Origin of the sequence: Allobosea lupini, assembly GCF_900109525.1 — a bacterium.
GTDB lineage: Bacteria > Pseudomonadota > Alphaproteobacteria > Rhizobiales > Beijerinckiaceae > Allobosea > Allobosea lupini.
The window spans coordinates 60,309-75,737 of record NZ_FOAN01000009.1 but is presented as its reverse complement, the minus strand read 5'-3'; the positions used below and the strand labels follow the sequence as shown (position 1 = coordinate 75,737).

Genomic DNA, 15,429 nt, shown 5'->3' with positions numbered 1-15,429 from the left:
CGTCGCGTGTCAATTGTCACTTGACAGATAAGCTCAAGGCAGACTTGTGGTCTATCGCTCGACCGCCTCGAACCCCGGCAGCGCCTTGACCAGCGCCCGGAAGGCATCGCCGCGCACCTCGAAATTCGGGAACTGGTCGTAGGACGCACAGGCCGGCGAGAGCAGCACAGCGATCTCGCCTGTCCCCTGCTGCGCCAGCGCCGCCTTGGTCGCGGCGGCGACCGCGACGTCGAGCATGCCGCTGCGCTCGTAAGTCACGCGGCCGTCATCATCGAAGGTCGCGGCAAAGGTGTCGCTCGCCGCGCCGATCAGGTAGGCGCGGGCGATGTTGGGGAAATAGCGCCGCAGCGACTCGATCCCACCTTCCTTGGCCTTGCCGCCGAGGATCCAGAAGATCTCGCGGAAAGAGGTCAGCGCTTTCTCGGTCGAATCTGCATTCGTCGCCTTGGAGTCGTTGATGAAGACGACGCGGCCGATGCGGCCGAGCTCCTCCATGCGATGCTTCAGCCCGGGATAGCTTTTGAACCCTGCAGCGATTTGTTCCGCCGTCAGGCCGAGCGCCGCGCAGGCAGCGAAGGCGGCGGCCGCATTCTGGGCATTATGGCTGCCGCGCAAGGAACCGATGCCGGCGAGGTTGGCGACGACCCTCGGCTTGCCGTCCTTGACCTCGACGATCCGCGTATCGAGCTGGCCGGCATTGGCGGTGACGCCTGCGAAGACGCCTTCGTCGAGCGGCTGCTCGCCGCTGATCTTGACCAAGGGCTTGCCCGAGGCCGCGCGCCGCCGCGCCATCTGCTTCGACGGCTCATCGTCGACGCCGATCACCGCGATGTCGGAGGCGGCGACCAGCCGTTCCTTGATCGCGCCATAGGCTTCGAAGGTGCCATGCCGGTCAAGATGATCCGGCGTCAGGTTCATCTGGATGCCGACCGTCGGCTTGATGGAAGGAGCCAGATCGATCTGAAACGTGGAGCACTCGACGACATGGATGCGATCGAGAGCCGGCGGCTCCAGCGCCAGCACGGCGGTGCCGATATTGCCGCCCATCTGCACGTCTCGCCCGGCCGCCTCGAGCACATGCGCGATCAGCGCCGTGGTGGTCGACTTGCCATTGGTGCCGGTGATGCAGACCACCGGCGCGGCGGGCGCGATCTTCGCCCGCTCGAGGAAGAACAGTTCGATGTCGCCGATCACCGGCACATTCGCCGCCCTTGCCTTCTCCACCGTCCAGTGCGGCGCGGGATGGGTCAGCGGCACGCCGGGCGAGAGCACGAAAGCGGCAAAGCCGACCCAATCAGCGCTCGCAAGATCGACGACGGACAGCCCTTCCGCCGCCGCCTTGTCGCGGCTCGCCTGATTATCGTCCCAGCAGGCGACCTTGGCCCCACCGGCGACGAGCGCGCGCGCCGTCGCGAGGCCCGAGCCGCCGAGGCCGAACAGCGCGAGCGTCTTTCCGGCAAAAACGGTGACGGGGGTCATCAACGCAGCTTCAGCGTGGCGAGGCCGACCAGCGCCAGCACCACCGAGATGATCCAGAAGCGGATCACCACCTGCGGCTCGGTCCAGCCCAGCTTCTCGAAATGGTGGTGGATCGGCGCCATCAGGAAGACGCGCTTGCCGGTGCGCTTGAACACCGCGACCTGGATGATCACCGAGAGCGCCTCGACCACGAAGAGGCCACCGACGATCGCCAGGACGATCTCGTGCTTGATCGCGACCGCGATGGTGCCGAGCATGCCGCCAAGGCCGAGCGAGCCGGTGTCGCCCATGAAGATCTGGGCCGGCGGCGCGTTGAACCAGAGGAAGCCGAGCCCCGCCCCCATCATCGCGCCGCAGATCACGGCAAGCTCGCCGACGCCCGGCACATGGTGGATCTGCAGGTAGTTGGCGAAGATGGCATTACCCGCGAGATAGGCGATGAAGCCGAAGGTGCCGGCTGCGATCATCACCGGCACGATGGCGAGGCCGTCGAGCCCGTCCGTCAGGTTCACCGAGTTGCCGGCACCGACCACGACGAAGGCGGTGACGACCGGGAACAGGATGCCGAGCGGAATCATCCATTCCTTCAGGAACGGCAATGCGAAGCCGCTCGCGATCGAAGGCGGGCTGACCTGCATGATCGCCGTGCAGGCGGCGAGCGCGATGACGATCTCGAGGCCGAGGCGCGCCTTGCTGGAGAAGCCCTTGTGCGACTGCTTCGTCACCTTGAGGAAGTCGTCATAGAACCCGATCGCGCCATAGGTCGCGGTGACGCCGAGCACGATCCAGACGTACGGGTTGCGCAGGTTGCCCCAGAGCAGCGTCGCGACGAACAGTCCGGTCAGGATCATCAGGCCGCCCATGGTCGGCGTGCCGCGCTTGGCGAGATGCGATTCCGGCCCGTCGGTGCGGATCGGCTGGCCCTTCCCCTGCTTGATCCTGAGCCAGGAGATCGCCGCCGGCCCGAAGAAGAAGACGAAGAGCAGCGCCGTCGCGGTCGCCCCGCCGGCGCGGAAGGTGATGTAGCGGAAGACGTTGAGGATCGGGAACGATCCCGCGAATTCGGCAAGCCAGACCAGCATCGAACCGGGTTCCTTACTCAGTCGTCGGCCTGGACGACCGGGAAGCGAGCCATCATCGCCTTGACGATCGGGCCCATGCGCGTACCCAGCGAGCCCTTCACCGTGACGACGTCGCCGGCGCGGACGGCATCGAGCACATAAGGCTCGAGGCTGCTCGCCTGTGCGGCATAAGCGCCGCGGCGGTGCGAAGGCAAGGCGTCGTAGAGGGTTCTCATCAGCGGACCGCAGGCGAAAACGAGGTCGATGCCGTTGCCGGTGACCGCGTCGGCGAGCCCCTTGTGTAGCTCCGGCGCGGTTTCGCCGAGCTCCAGCATGTCGCCGAGCACGGCGATACGCCGCCCACGACCCACCACCGGCATGCGCCCGAGATTCTCGATCGCAGCCCGCATCGAGGCCGGGTTGCCGTTATAGCTCTCGTCGATCAGCGTGAACGGACCGGCCGGCGCATGCAGCACCTGCCGCGCGCCGCGGCCCGATGGCGGCGTCAGGTCGGCAAGCGCCAGCGCGGCCAGAGCGAGATCGGCGCCGAGCGCCTCGGCCGCCGCCAGCACGGCGAGCGAATTCAGGACGATATGCCTGCCCGGGCTGCCGAGCTTGTAGGTCACCGCCCGCCCCATGACGCTGGCATTGGCGGTCGAGACGTCCGGCTTCAGCGCGCAGCCGAGCAGCCGCACATCAGCGGCCTCGCTCTCACCGAACGAGATCACGCGCCCTGCCCCGGCTGCCAGCGCCAAGTCGCGCAAGAGGCCGGTCTGCGGGATGTCGGCATTGATGATCGCGGTGCCGCCCGGCTTCAACCCCTCGAAGATAGCCGCCTTCTCGCGGGCGATCCCCTCCAGCGACTCGAAGGCGGCCAGATGCACCGGCTGGATCGTGGTGATCACGGCGACATCGGGCTGAACCATCTTCGCCAGCGGCAGGATCTCGCCGGGCGCGTTCATGCCGATCTCGTAGACGCCGTAGCGCACGTCGCGCGGCGTCCGGGTCAGCGTCAGCGGCACGCCCCAATGGTTGTTGTAGGAAGCGACCGGCGCATGCGTCTTGCCCTGGCGCGAGAGCACGAGGCGCAGCGCCTCCTTGGTGCCGGTCTTGCCGACCGAGCCGGTCACGGCGACGACCCTGGCGGAGAGTTCCGCTCTGCGCGCCATGCCGGCCTTTTCCATGCCGCGGAGCACGTCAGGGACGATGGCGAGCGGGGCATAGGCCGGGAAGGTGCCGGCATGCGCCTCGTCGACCACCGCCAGCGCCGCGCCGTTGTCGAGCGCCGCCGCGACGAAGTCATGCCCGTTGCGCGCCTCGCCGGTGATCGCGAAGAATGCGTCTCCCGGCTCCAGCGTGCGGGTGTCGATCGAGGCGCCGGTGACATCGGCGGGCACGGGCCCTTGCGAACGGGCGCCCATCGCCTCGATCAGGCGCGCGCCGGTCCACAGCGGTTCGGTGGTCATCCCTGTCTTCCCCCAGCCAAGGCTGCGATCGCCTCGCGGACCACCTCATGGTCCGAGAACGGCAGCGTCCGATCGCCGATGATCTGGCCGCTTTCATGGCCTTTTCCGGCGACGACAAGGACATCCCCAGGCTGCAGCATGGCGACACCGGCCTCGATCGCCTCAGCCCGGTCGCCGATCTCCCGCAGACGCTCGGGCGCGGCGGCCAGCACCTCGGCGCGGATCGCGGCGGGATCCTCGCTGCGCGGATTATCGTCGGTGACGATGGCGATATCGGCGCCATCGGCCGCGATGCCGCCCATCAGCGGGCGCTTGCCGCGGTCACGGTCGCCGCCGCAGCCGAAGACGCAGATCAGCCGGCCGCTGGCATAGGGCCGCAAGGTCTTCAGCACCGCTGCGAGCGCATCGGGCTTGTGGGCATAATCGACCACGACAAGCCCGCCATTGTGCTCGGCCACGCGATCGAGCCGACCGGGAACCCCCTTGAGGCCGGCAACGGCTTGGACGCTCGCCATCGGGTCTTCGCCGGTCGCGATCGCCAGTCCTGCGGCGACCAGCGCGTTGCCGGCCATGTAATCGCCGACCATCGGCAGCACGACCTCCGTCGCCACTCCGTCGACTTCGACGGTCAGGCGCTGCAAGAAGCCCTCGCGGGCCACTCCGAGCAGCTTCAGGCGGTCGCCGCCGCGACCAATGCCGATCACGGGATGGCCGCCGGCCTTCGCCGCGGCCTCGGCCTTGTCGGCATAGGGCTCGTCGCGATTGATGACCACCGGCGCGCCGGCGGGCAGCAAGGTCCAAAGCCGCAGCTTGGCCGCAAGATAGTCCTCGACGCTCGGATGATAGTCGAGATGGTCGCGGCCGAGATTGAGGAAGGCGCCGGCGGACAGCCTGACGCCGTCGAGGCGATGCTGGTCGAGCCCGTGCGAGGAGGCTTCCATCGCAAGATGCGTGACGCCCTCCCCCGCCAGCCTGTCGAGCGACGCGTGCAGCGAAAGCGGGTCCGGCGTGGTCAGCGAGCCGTAATCGGCGCCCGCCTCGGTGACGATGCCGATCGTGCCGACGCTCGCCGCCTTGCGCCCGAGCGCCATGAAGATCTGGCGGGTGAACTCGGCGACCGAGGATTTGCCGCTGGTGCCGGTGACGGCGACGACCGTGCCAGGCTGGCGCGGATGCACCCTGGCAGCAGCCAGCGCGAGGGCAAGCCGAGGGTCCGCGACCTGAGCATAGGCGATCCCGGGCGGCAGATCGGCCGGACGCGGTCCGCCCGCGACGATCGCAGTCGCCCCACGTTGAACTGCATCGCTGATGAAGCGGGCGCCGTCGGCCTTGGCACCGGCAAGCGCGACGAAGGCAGCGCCGGGTAGGACCTTGCGGCTGTCGAAGGCCACGCTGCTGACGCGGCGCTCGCCTGCTTCGGAAAAAGCTCCGGGAAAGAGCTGGTCGAGGCTGAAGCCGGTGTCAGTCACAAGTGCAAATCCTTGCTGGGCGCGAGCCCACGCGCGTCATTCTCGGGCGAAGCGGAGCGTAGACCCGGGAAGCTCATGCAGGATCAAGCTCCCTTCCGTCCAGAGATGCCCGGGTCAAGCCCGAGCACGACGCCTCCTACCCCCCTTACCGCGAGCCCCACGCCCCGAGCCTGGCCATCAGCGGGAACGGCGCCACCGGCGGGTCGAAGCGCGGCGCCATGCCGAGGATCGGCGCTGCCCGCTCGATCAGCTTGCCGGTGGTCTTGCCCGCATTCCAGGCCGCGGTCGAGTAGCCGCCGCTCTCGGCATAGCCCTTCGGCTCGTCATAGATGGCGAGGAAGACATAACGCGGCTTGTCCGAGGGCGCGATCGCCGTGAAGGTGGTGAAGTTCTTGTTCTTGGCGTAGCGACCGTTGATGACCTTCTCGGCCGTGCCGGTCTTGCCGCCGACGAAGTAGCCGGGAATGTCGGCGAACCGGGCCGAGCCCTTCTCGCCGTTGATGCGCATGATGAAGCGCATCGCCTCGGAGGTCTCCGGCTTGATCACCCGAATCGCATCCTTTTTGGCCTCCTCCTCGGAGCGCTTCAGGAAGGTCGGCCTGATCAGGTAGCCGCCGTTGACCAGCGCCCCGACCGCGGCCAGCGCCTGGATCGGCGCAACCGCAAGACCGTGGCCGAAGGCGATCGTCGCCGTGTTGATCTCGCCCCAGCGCTGCGGGACGATCGGCGAGGCGCTTTCCGGCAGCTCGGTCGTCATGCGGTCGAGCTGCATCATCTTCCTGAGGAAGGCCTTGTGACCCTCGACGCCGACCGCGAGCGCCATCTTGATGGAACCCATGTTCGACGAATGCAGGAACACTTCCGGCACGGTCAGGGTGCGGCCGGTGCCGTGGTATTCCTTGATGACCTGGCGGCCGAACCGCATCATGCCGCCGGCGGTCGAATAGCTCGAATTGATGTTGGCCTTGCCGGAATCGAGCGCCATCGCGATGGTCAGCGCCTTGAAGGTCGAGCCCATCTCGTAGACGCCGACATTCATCCGGTTGATCCGGTCCTTCTCCAGCGCGTCGACCGGGTTGCCGGGGTCGAAATCGGGCAGCGAGACCAGCGCGATCATCTCGCCGGTATTGACGTCCATGACGGCGCCGGCCGCCGCGATCGCCCGGTATTTCTCGAGGCCCTTGACCAGCTCGTCGCGCAGCAGGTGCTGGACGCGCATGTCGATCGAGAGCTGCACCGGCTTGAGGTCGGAGGCCTGCACCGCGAACCCCGCGCCGTTCAGGTCCTGAAGCCCTTGCGAGTCGATGTACTTCTCGATGCCGGCGATGCCGATATTGTCGACATTGGCAAAGCCGAGCACATGGGCGGCGACGTTGCCGTTCGGGTAGACGCGCTTGTTTTCCGGCACGAAGCCGACACCGGGGATGCCGAGCCTGTGCACTTCCGCCTGCTGGCGCGGCGTGATCTCGCGCTTGATCCAGACGAAGCCCTTCTTGGTGCCGAGCTTGTCGCGCAGTTCCTTGGCGTTGAGGTCGGGCAGAACAGCGGTCAGAAGTTCGGTCGCCTCGTCCTTGTCGAGGATGTTGCGCGGCTCGGCGAAGACCGAAACGGTACGGATGTCGGTGGCGAGCTGGATGCCGTTGCGGTCGAGGATGTCGGGCCGCGCCGCCGAGATCGCGTTCGAGGTCGCACGGCGCAGGCCGACCTGGTCGCTCGGGAAGGCGCCGAGCATGACGAGCCGGCCGACGATCGCCAGGAACAGGCAGCTGAAGCCGAGGATGACGAGGCCGACGCGCGGCTCGCTCTTCTCGCCGCTCATCCGGAAGATGTCGCGCAGCCACTCCGTGCGGAAGCGCCATTTGCGCTTCGCGGCTTCGGGCCTGGCGACTGCCGCGGCGGCGATCTCGGGCGCTGCGCCCTGCTGGTCGAGCTCCTGGCTCATGGGCGGGCTCCCGGCGTCGTCGCGGTATTGCTCTTGCGGTCCCTGGGGGTCTCGGTCGGCAGGCCGAGACCGAGATCCTCGAGCTTGCGGCCGATCGAATCGACCTTCGGCCCGCGATTGGGGATGTCGGACAGCCGCACGATCTGTGTGATCGCCAGCGTCTGCAGATCGAGATGCTTGTCGGCCAGGGCCTGCAGCCGCTCCGGACGGTTGAGGAACTGCCATTCGGCCTTCAGCACCGCGATCGCCTCGCGCTCGCGCTGGGCCTTGGCCTTCAGCTTCTGCAACTGCTCGGCCTGCAGCGTCGTTTCGTATTTGATCGAGTAGGCATAGAGCGCCGAGGAGACCAGCGCGCCGATGGCGATGATGTGCAAGAGCTTGATCACGCTCAGCTCCTCCGGCGGGTTTGCGGCGCAGGGACGACGGCGAGGCCGACGAGATCGGGATCGGGCGCGCGTGGCGGAATGTCGGTTCGCTCCGCGGCGCGCAACTTGGCCGAGCGAGCCCGCGGATTGGCCCTGCTCTCGGCCTCGGACGGCGCCACTGGCCCCTTGGTGACGAGGCTGAACGTTGCCTGCGGCTGTGCCACGGCCGGAGCATGGCGCGAGCCGGTCGGCGCCCTGCCCGAGCGCTCGGCGAAGAACTGCTTGACGATGCGGTCCTCGAGCGAATGGAACGTGACGACGGAGAGCCGCCCGCCCGGCTTCAGCACGGCCTCGGCACCATGCAGCGCCCTGACCAGCTCGCCGAGCTCGTCATTCACCGCGATGCGCAGGCCCTGGAAAGTCCGCGTCGCCGGATGCGGGCCACCGGGCTCGCCCCGGACGATGCCGGCGACGAGATCGGCGAGCTGCTTCGTCGTCGTGATCGGCGCCTTGCGTCTTGCCTCGATGATGGCGCGCGCCACGGCGCGGGAACGCCGCTCCTCGCCGTAATGGTAGATGATGTTGGCGAGCACGCCCTCGTCCGCATCGTTGACGAGCTCGGCGGCGCTCTGGCCGCTCGCGCCCATGCGCATGTCGAGCGGGCCGTCGAAACGGAAGGAAAAGCCGCGCTGCGCCTGATCCAGCTGCATGGAGGAGACACCGATATCGAGCACGACGCCGTCGAGCGGCGCCATATCGAAGCGCTCGGCCTCTTCCGCCAGGGCGCCGAAGCGCGCTTCGGCCAGGGTCAGCCGCCCGCTCATCGCCGCGACGAGGCCAGCACCGCCGACGATCGCGCTCGGGTCGCGGTCGAGCGCGAGCAGCGTCGCCTTCGGCTCGCGCTCCAGCAGCGCGCGCGAATAGCCGCCGGCGCCGAAGGTGCCGTCGAGATAGCGGCCTCCGGGCTTCAGGGCGAGCGCATCGAGCGCTTCTTGCATCAGGACGGGGATATGCGGCTCGCTGGTCATGCCGGCCTCGCGCCCAATGTCCGCCGGACGTCGCGCAGCTTCGCCCTGGCCTCCTCGAGATGCGCCTTGAAGCGCTCCGGCTCCCAGATCTGGAACTTGTGTCCCTGGCCGACGAAGGTGACGGTATCGCCGATGCCGGCATGCGCCTTCAGCGCCTCGCTCAGCATGATCCGCCCTTCCGGATCGACCTTCAACACCTCCGAGGTGCCGTTTAGCGCCGTCGAGAGCGACTCCCATTCCTCGGAGAAGGGCGAGAAGCGCGACAGGATCTCGTCGATCGTCGCGCGCAGGGCATGGCCGCCGCAATCGAGACTGAACTGATCGAGCGCCGGATAGACGTAAAGCCCCTCGTAGCCGTCCTTCGCCAGCACGGCCCGGAACGGAGCCGGGATCGAGACCCGCCCCTTGGCATCGAGCTTGTTGGTGAAATGGGAGACGAAGCGGTCCGTCAACGCCGCCTCCGGGTCGGACTTCCAACCGCGCCGCGATGGCGCGAAGCGAGCCGGCGAGCGCCGGCAATCGATACTCCCGCCGAGCCCGACATGGCAGGGCCGTCAGCCAGAATCCGCGCGGCACACGGGCTCTGACTTGTTGCTTGCCTGTCGATCTCGACGGGATGATTTGGGATAACATGGGACAATATGGGCGTCAACGGATCCAACGCTGTGGACGCGGGTCTACCCGAGCCTGCGGACATCACAGCCCGTTAAGGTTAACTATCCGTAAAGGCGAGGATTTTGGCACGGGGAAGCCGGCGCACGCCGGTGCCCTGATTGGGTCGACAGGCGGGGTTGCGCAGAAATATTTTTGGTGCCGCCCTGCCCGGTCAGAACGCTGTTCGGATTGACACCATCGTCATTCCGGGGCGGCGCATCAGCGCCGAGCCCGGAACCCATGAACTCGACGATGCCGGAGGGCCATCGCGGCTGCCGGAGCGCCCTATTTCTGAGCCTCGTGGTCATGGGTTCCGGGCTCAGCCCTACGGGCTGCCCCGGAACGACGGCCCGAGCTGAACGTTAGATGCACAACGCTCAGTCCTCGTCCGTGGCCCGGCGCAGGAGCGCCTCGCGCAGAGCCTGGACATCGCCGAGCAGGCGAGCCGGCGGGACACCGCTATCCTCGATTGCACATGGCACCGGGTTGGGCACATTGCCGGCCTTCGCGCGCAGGGCATGGCCAGCTTCGCTCAACTCGACAAGCACCTGGCGCTCATCCTCGCGGCCGCGCTTGCGCAGGATCAGGCCATTGCCTTCGAGGCGCTTCAGCAGCGGCGTGAGCGTGCCGGAATCGAGCATCAACCTGTCGCCGATCGCCTTCACGCTCTGGCCGTCCTGCTCCCACAGCACCAGCATGACCAGATATTGCGGATAGGTCAGCCCGAGTCCGGCCAGGAACGGCCGATAGGCACGATTGAAGGCATGGGCTGCCGAGTAGACCGCAAAGCAGATCTGCTCGTCGAGCCCGCGTACCGCCCTCGCCTTCGGATCCTTCGTCATGGCCTCGCCGCTTGTCGCCTCTATCGTGAATGCCGGTCCGAACGGATCGAACTGGAACAATCGGCCGGGTCAATCCGTCTCCCCTGCGATGAAGCCAAGATATCCTCTTATCGCGCTGCGCGCCGCTACGTTCACGGATATGTGAATTGCAGACAATTCAATTGTGCACAATCTAAATCACATCGATCACGGCGGATGGACCGCCCAGCAAGGAGAGCAGCGATGAAGATCCTCTACACCGCCCATGGTTCCGCCACCGGTGGCCGCGAAGGCCAGGCCGCGACCGACACCGGCAACGTCAAGCTCGTGCTGAACACGCCGAAGGAGCTCGGCGGCGGCGGTGGCGAGGGCACCAATCCCGAGCAGCTCTTCGCCATGGGCTATTCGGCCTGCTTCCTCGGCGCGCTCAAGTTCGCCGCCGGCAAGGAGGGCGTGAAGATCCCGGACGACGCCCGCGTCAGCGCCGATATCGGCATTGGCCCGCGCGATGACGGCAAGGGCTTTGGCATCGCCGCAAAGCTGACGATTTCGGCGCCGGGCATCGACAAGGCCAAGCTCGAGGACCTCGTCCAGAAGGCCCATATCGTCTGCCCGTATTCCGATGCGACCCGGGGCAACATCGACGTCCAGCTGACGGTTGCAGGCTGACCTTACGCCACCCATCTGATCCTCACGGCCGGGCATCCCTCCGGCCGTGAGACGATTTGGCCTGCCTTGAGCAGGCATCGTTTCCGGAGCCGCAATCTCAGCTTCTGGAACATCCCCATGATCGATCGCCGCCATGTCCTTGCAGCGGCCGCGGCCACTGCGCTTGCGCCCGTCCTGCCCGCCGCAGCCCGCGCCCCCCTCGCCGGCAACCAGGTGCCGGGCATCTATCGCCGCAAGCTCGGCGACCTCGAGATCACCGCGATCCTCGACGGTTACATCCCCTTCGATACCAAGGTCTTCAGCGGCAGCGACCCCGCCGCGATCCGCCAGAGCCTCGCCAATGCCGGCCAGGGCGAACGCCTGCCCACCGCGGTCAACACCTTTGTCATCAACACCAAGGAAAAGACCTATCTGCTCGATACCGGCGCCGGCGCTTGGAACGCGATGGGCGACACCATGGGGCGGGCCGAGAGCAATCTGCGCACCGCCGGCATCACGCCGGAACAGATCGACGCGATCATCCTGACCCATGCCCATCCTGATCACCACGAGGGCCTGCTCACTGCCGAGAAGACGGCGCGCTTCCCGAATGCCGAGCTGGTCATCAACGAGACCGAACATGCCTTCTGGCACGATGACGGCATCCTCAACCAGGCGCCGGCCGAAGTGAAACCCTTCTTCGCCTCGGCCCGGAATGCGCTCGCGCCCTATGCGAGCCGGACCCGAAAGGTGAAGGCCGGAGAGGTCGCCCCCGGCCTTGCGCTCGAGCATGCGCCCGGTCATACCCCCGGCCACAGCATCCTGCGCGTCGCGTCGGGCAACGAGCAGCTCCTCCTCGTTGGCGACAGCATCCACAACGTCGTGATCCAGACCGCGCAGCCGGAGGTGACCTTCGTCTTCGACGCCGACGGCAAGCAGGCGGCAGCCTCGCGCCGGCGGGTGCTCGACATGGCCGCCGCCGACGGATTGCTGATCAGCGGGGCGCACATGCCCTTCCCCGGCTTCGGCAAGGTGCTGAAGGACGGCTCGGCCTTCCGCTTCGTTCCCGCCGATTGGAGCTACGCACTCTGATCGCAGCCGCGGCGAACACGAAAGGGCCGGGAGCGATCCCGGCCCTTTTCGATATCGGAAGGGGTGCCAGCCGGCCTGTAAGCCGGGTTTTGGATGGCCGGGAGATCGCTCTCCCGACGTGACGGCCATTCCTCTGGGACGCGCATTGCTGCGCGCCTCGAGCAACCAACCCGGACGACTGGGCCTGGAAACCGGCCCCTCCTCCCTTGCGGGCGAGCATCGTCCCTATTCGGTCTTGCTCCCGGTGGGGCTTGCCATGCCGTCCCCGTTGCCGGGTCCGCGGTGCGCTCTTACCGCACCTTTTCACCCTTACCGCATGCGCAAGCATGCGGCGGTTCGATCTCTGTGGCGCTTTCCCTGGGGTCGCCCCCGCCGGACGTTATCCGGCACCGTGTTTCCGTGGAGCCCGGACTTTCCTCCCCCGCCGGAGCAGGAGCGGCCGTCCGGCCGACTGGCGGGCTCCCTCTGCGCTCGAAAGGCCCGAGCCGTCAAGCAGGGAGCGCTGCGAAGGTCAGTTGCTCGCGGAAATGGTGTGCGCGCTGCCAGAGATGCTGCGCACCTTGGCGCAATAAGTGCGGTTGGCGCCGCTCATGCGGTTGGCCATATGGCCGCTCTGATATTTCATCACGGTGCGGCAGGTGTCGCCGCCGGCGAGGCGATAGGCCTGGCCAAGATATTTCATGCCGTAACGGGCATTGGTCTCTGCATCGAGCAGGCCGGAAGCGCCGCCGGCATAGCCGACGCCGCGCGCCGTCTGGTGGCGGATCTGCATCAGGCCGAAATTGCCGGCATGGGCCGCGCGCGGATTGTAACGGCTCTCGACGCGGATCACCGCGTCAGCCAGCGCGAACGGAACGCCATTGGCGGCGGCATGGCGGGCGACCATGGCGCGAAGCCCTTCCGAACCGGCCGGCGCCGCGAGGGGTTTGCGCCCTTCCGGGCTCGCCTTGGCAGTCTTGGCGCGCGCCTTGCGCTCGCCCTTGGTCTCGGCGGCTTCGGAAGCCACCTCGCGCGAATCCTGGCCCTGCTCGGCAGCGGCAGCCTGACGCTTGATTTCGGCCTCTCGCACGATGAAGGCGCGGGCGTCGGTCTCGGCGTTCACCTGGGCGGAAGCGGGTTGAAGAAAGGCCAGGCAAATCGCGAAGGCGGCGCAGCCGCTACCAGAGATCTTCATCATGCAGGAGGAGCCTCATCTATCGACAGGAGCGAAGAACGGTGCGGCGACATGATAGATGAATGTGACGACAATCCGGACGATACGATCAAATTTCGATCGACCCCAAAGGAAGAGTGATTACTTTAGCCTCGGATTGAAAGCAGTAATCATCATGTATTAAACGTTGGAACGATTCATCATCGCCGGCGTTGACGCAGTCATGGCAGCGGGTCAAATCATCGCCGCATTGCCACCGCAATTGCCGGTCGCAATGCAAAAAGTCGGCTCCCGCCGAAACCGTTCTGCTGGATACGACCCGAGAAGGGGGAACGTGATGAGGAAGTTGATCGCAATGGCGGCCGTCGCGCTGGCGCTGGGCGCCTGCACGCCGCATGAGGAACGCGTCGGCGGCGGCGCCCTGGTCGGTGCCGCGACCGGTGCCGTGATCGGCGGGCTGGCCACCGGCCGCGCGGGCGGGGCGCTCGCCGGCGCCGCGATCGGCGGCGTGGGTGGCGCCATCGTCGGCTCGGCTACCTCGCCTTATCGCCGCGGCGGCTACTATTATGACGACGGCTACGGCGGCTGCCCCTACGGCTACTACCGCGACTATTACGGCCGGCTCTATTGCCGCTGAGCCGTTCGCATTCTACGCAGGAGCCGCGGCCGATCCGGCCGTGGCTGGATGAACGATGACCTCGTCTTTCTGGGGGCTTCTGGGCGGCGGCGGCCTCGGCTTCGCGCTGGGCGGGCCACTCGGCGCCCTCGTCGGCGCACTCGCGGGCCACGTCCTGGTCGACCGCGACGGCGCGCTCTTCGGCCCCGCACCCAAGCAATTGATCTTCACCACCGGCCTGGTCGCGCTCGCTGCCAAGATGGCGCGCGCCGACGGGGTTGTGACACGTGAGGAGATCGCCGCCTTCGAGCGCATCGTCGAGGTGCCGCAGGAGCAGAGGGCGCATGTCGAGCGCCTGTTCGACCTCGCAAAGCAGACCAGCGCCGGCTTCGAGGCCTATGCCCAGCAGATCGCAGAGGCCTTCCGCGAAGAGCCGGCCCTGCTGGAGGACGTGCTCGACGGCCTCTTCCTGATCGCCGCGGCCGATGGCGCGATCCATGAACGCGAGCATGCCTATCTGCATGATGTCGCGATGATCTTCGCCATCGACGAGGCCGGCTTCGCCCGCATTGAGGCGCGGCATCTGCGCCGCCGCGACGATCCCTATCTCGTGCTCGGCGCCAGCCGCGAGATGAGCGATGGCGAGCTGAAGCAGCTGCATCGCCGCCTCGTGCTGGAAAACCACCCGGATCGCGAGATCGCCCGCGGCCTGCCGGAAGAGGCGGTCTGCATCGCGACGCGCCGGCTCGCCGCCATCAACGCCGCCTGGGACGCGATCGAGAAGGAACGCGGCATCGGCCGCAGGGAACCGGAGCCGGCGTGAGCGTCACTCTCGCACCCGACAGCCGCTTCGCCGCCAAGGTCTTCCCCTCGCCCAACCATGGCGAGCGCAAGTTCAGCGATGGCTCGACCGAGCGCCGACCCGACACGCTGATCCTGCACTACACCGGCATGCCCGATGCCGGCGAAGCGCTGCAGTGGCTGTGCAATCCGGCTTCGCAGGTCTCCTCGCATTATTTCGTCTTCGAGAACGGCCACATCCTCCAGCTCGTGCCCGAGGAGCGCCGCGCCTGGCATGCCGGCGCCTCGCACTGGGCTGGCGAGACCGACCTGAACTCCGCCTCGATCGGCATCGAGATCGCCAATCCCGGCCACCCTGCCGGCCTGCCCGACTTTCCCGAGGCGCAGATCGCCGCGACGCTGAACCTCTGCCGCGACATCTGCGAGCGCTGGCGGATCCCGCCCGAGCGTGTGCTCGCCCATTCCGACATCGCGCCGGGCCGCAAGATCGATCCCGGCGAGAAATTCCCCTGGCGCCGCTTCGCCGAGGGCGGCGTCGGCCTCTGGATCGAGCCCGCTCCGATCAAGGGCGGGCGCTTCTTCGCCCGCGGCGATGCCGGCCCGCCGGTCGAGGCGCTGCAGGCGATGTTCGCCATGCTCGGCTACGGTGTTGCGGTCGACGGTACCTATGACGAGCGCTTCGAGGCGGTTGTCGCCGCCTTCCAGCGCCATTGGCGCCCGGAAAAGGTCGATGGCGTCGCCGATGGCTCGACCATCACGACGCTGCGCGACCTGCTCGGGCTGACGCAGGAAGCCCGGACCGGCTGATCGTCAGGACTGCGGCGATCCCGCCCG

At 67.3% G+C, this 15,429-nt stretch carries 15 protein-coding genes and 1 other RNA gene; 5 read left to right on the top strand and 11 right to left on the bottom strand.

Annotation, left to right across the window (positions count from 1 at the left end):
• Positions 1-51 precede the first annotated feature (51 nt).
• From murD to BMZ21_RS23420, 9 genes are all read right to left on the bottom strand, one after another.
• Positions 52-1,479, bottom strand: coding sequence for a UDP-N-acetylmuramoyl-L-alanine--D-glutamate ligase (murD, locus tag BMZ21_RS23460; RefSeq protein WP_091840420.1), 1,428 nt, complete (start codon positions 1,477-1,479; stop codon positions 52-54).
• The gene (gene mraY / locus BMZ21_RS23455) at positions 1,479-2,561 is read right to left on the bottom strand and encodes a phospho-N-acetylmuramoyl-pentapeptide-transferase (RefSeq protein WP_091840417.1); all 1,083 of its coding nucleotides are present in this window, start codon (positions 2,559-2,561) and stop codon (positions 1,479-1,481) included. The genes murD and mraY overlap by 1 nt, the downstream gene beginning before the upstream one ends.
• A 17-nt stretch (positions 2,562-2,578) precedes the next feature.
• Positions 2,579-4,006 (bottom strand): UDP-N-acetylmuramoylalanyl-D-glutamyl-2,6-diaminopimelate--D-alanyl-D-alanine ligase, encoded by a 1,428-nt coding sequence (locus BMZ21_RS23450; protein ID WP_091840414.1) that lies wholly within the window; start codon positions 4,004-4,006, stop codon positions 2,579-2,581.
• Entirely contained in the window at positions 4,003-5,475 is a 1,473-nt protein-coding gene (locus BMZ21_RS23445) for a UDP-N-acetylmuramoyl-L-alanyl-D-glutamate--2,6-diaminopimelate ligase (protein ID WP_091840412.1), read from the bottom strand. Before BMZ21_RS23445 ends, BMZ21_RS23450 begins: the two co-directional genes overlap by 4 nt.
• Before the next feature lie 145 nt (positions 5,476-5,620).
• Positions 5,621-7,417 (bottom strand): peptidoglycan D,D-transpeptidase FtsI family protein, encoded by a 1,797-nt coding sequence (locus BMZ21_RS23440; protein WP_091840409.1) that lies wholly within the window; start codon positions 7,415-7,417, stop codon positions 5,621-5,623.
• On the bottom strand, positions 7,414-7,803 hold the full coding sequence (gene ftsL, locus BMZ21_RS23435; protein WP_091840406.1) for a cell division protein FtsL: 390 nt from the start codon (positions 7,801-7,803) through the stop codon (positions 7,414-7,416). The genes BMZ21_RS23440 and ftsL overlap by 4 nt, the downstream gene beginning before the upstream one ends.
• Before the next feature lie 2 nt (positions 7,804-7,805).
• Positions 7,806-8,810, bottom strand: a complete 1,005-nt coding sequence (gene rsmH, locus BMZ21_RS23430) for a 16S rRNA (cytosine(1402)-N(4))-methyltransferase RsmH (protein WP_091840403.1) — start codon at positions 8,808-8,810, stop codon at positions 7,806-7,808.
• Positions 8,807-9,262, bottom strand: a complete 456-nt coding sequence (locus BMZ21_RS23425) for a division/cell wall cluster transcriptional repressor MraZ (protein WP_091840401.1) — start codon at positions 9,260-9,262, stop codon at positions 8,807-8,809. The genes rsmH and BMZ21_RS23425 overlap by 4 nt, the downstream gene beginning before the upstream one ends.
• A 579-nt stretch (positions 9,263-9,841) precedes the next feature.
• Positions 9,842-10,306, bottom strand: coding sequence for a MarR family winged helix-turn-helix transcriptional regulator (locus BMZ21_RS23420; protein ID WP_091840747.1), 465 nt, complete (start codon positions 10,304-10,306; stop codon positions 9,842-9,844).
• A gap of 222 nt (positions 10,307-10,528) precedes the next feature.
• Between BMZ21_RS23420 and BMZ21_RS23415 the strand changes: the two genes are divergently transcribed.
• Positions 10,529-10,954 carry an organic hydroperoxide resistance protein gene (locus tag BMZ21_RS23415; protein WP_091840398.1) on the top strand — a complete coding sequence of 142 codons (426 nt, stop codon included), beginning with the start codon at positions 10,529-10,531 and terminating at the stop codon, positions 10,952-10,954.
• A gap of 117 nt (positions 10,955-11,071) precedes the next feature.
• Positions 11,072-12,025: an MBL fold metallo-hydrolase gene (locus BMZ21_RS23410; RefSeq protein WP_091840395.1), complete on the top strand. Its 954-nt coding sequence runs from the start codon at positions 11,072-11,074 to the stop codon at positions 12,023-12,025.
• A 62-nt stretch (positions 12,026-12,087) separates the two neighbouring features.
• Here BMZ21_RS23410 and rnpB read toward each other — a convergent pair.
• Positions 12,088-12,480: RNase P RNA component class A (gene rnpB, locus BMZ21_RS23405), an RNA gene on the bottom strand.
• Positions 12,481-12,536: 56 nt separating this feature from the next.
• Positions 12,537-13,202, bottom strand: a complete 666-nt coding sequence (locus BMZ21_RS30875) for a lytic transglycosylase domain-containing protein (RefSeq protein WP_244543977.1) — start codon at positions 13,200-13,202, stop codon at positions 12,537-12,539.
• Positions 13,203-13,515: 313 nt separating this feature from the next.
• Between BMZ21_RS30875 and BMZ21_RS23395 the strand changes: the two genes are divergently transcribed.
• From BMZ21_RS23395 to BMZ21_RS23385, 3 genes are read left to right on the top strand one after another with little or no spacing between them, the layout of a single operon-like run.
• Positions 13,516-13,815 (top strand): glycine zipper domain-containing protein, encoded by a 300-nt coding sequence (locus BMZ21_RS23395; RefSeq protein ID WP_091840392.1) that lies wholly within the window; start codon positions 13,516-13,518, stop codon positions 13,813-13,815.
• 55 nt (positions 13,816-13,870) lie between these two features.
• Complete coding sequence (locus BMZ21_RS23390; protein ID WP_091840389.1) at positions 13,871-14,617, top strand: TerB family tellurite resistance protein; 747 nt, start codon at positions 13,871-13,873, stop codon at positions 14,615-14,617.
• Positions 14,614-15,402: an N-acetylmuramoyl-L-alanine amidase gene (locus tag BMZ21_RS23385; RefSeq protein WP_091840387.1), complete on the top strand. Its 789-nt coding sequence runs from the start codon at positions 14,614-14,616 to the stop codon at positions 15,400-15,402. The genes BMZ21_RS23390 and BMZ21_RS23385 overlap by 4 nt, the downstream gene beginning before the upstream one ends.
• Positions 15,403-15,429 lie beyond the last annotated feature (27 nt).

What these genes read in the sequence shown, in the direction of transcription:
- BMZ21_RS23395 (WP_091840392.1), top strand. Translation starts at nt 13,516, where the DNA reads ATGAGGAAGTTGATCGCAATGGCGGCCGTCGCGCTGGCGCTGGGCGCC.
- BMZ21_RS23420 (WP_091840747.1), bottom strand. Translation starts at nt 10,306, where the DNA reads ATGACGAAGGATCCGAAGGCGAGGGCGGTACGCGGGCTCGACGAGCAG.
- rsmH (WP_091840403.1), bottom strand. Translation starts at nt 8,810, where the DNA reads ATGACCAGCGAGCCGCATATCCCCGTCCTGATGCAAGAAGCGCTCGAT.
- BMZ21_RS23410 (WP_091840395.1), top strand. Translation starts at nt 11,072, where the DNA reads ATGATCGATCGCCGCCATGTCCTTGCAGCGGCCGCGGCCACTGCGCTT.
- BMZ21_RS30875 (WP_244543977.1), bottom strand. Translation starts at nt 13,202, where the DNA reads ATGATGAAGATCTCTGGTAGCGGCTGCGCCGCCTTCGCGATTTGCCTG.
- BMZ21_RS23440 (WP_091840409.1), bottom strand. Translation starts at nt 7,417, where the DNA reads ATGAGCCAGGAGCTCGACCAGCAGGGCGCAGCGCCCGAGATCGCCGCC.
- BMZ21_RS23390 (WP_091840389.1), top strand. Translation starts at nt 13,871, where the DNA reads ATGACCTCGTCTTTCTGGGGGCTTCTGGGCGGCGGCGGCCTCGGCTTC.
- murD (WP_091840420.1), bottom strand. Translation starts at nt 1,479, where the DNA reads ATGACCCCCGTCACCGTTTTTGCCGGAAAGACGCTCGCGCTGTTCGGC.
- BMZ21_RS23450 (WP_091840414.1), bottom strand. Translation starts at nt 4,006, where the DNA reads ATGACCACCGAACCGCTGTGGACCGGCGCGCGCCTGATCGAGGCGATG.
- mraY (WP_091840417.1), bottom strand. Translation starts at nt 2,561, where the DNA reads ATGCTGGTCTGGCTTGCCGAATTCGCGGGATCGTTCCCGATCCTCAAC.
- BMZ21_RS23415 (WP_091840398.1), top strand. Translation starts at nt 10,529, where the DNA reads ATGAAGATCCTCTACACCGCCCATGGTTCCGCCACCGGTGGCCGCGAA.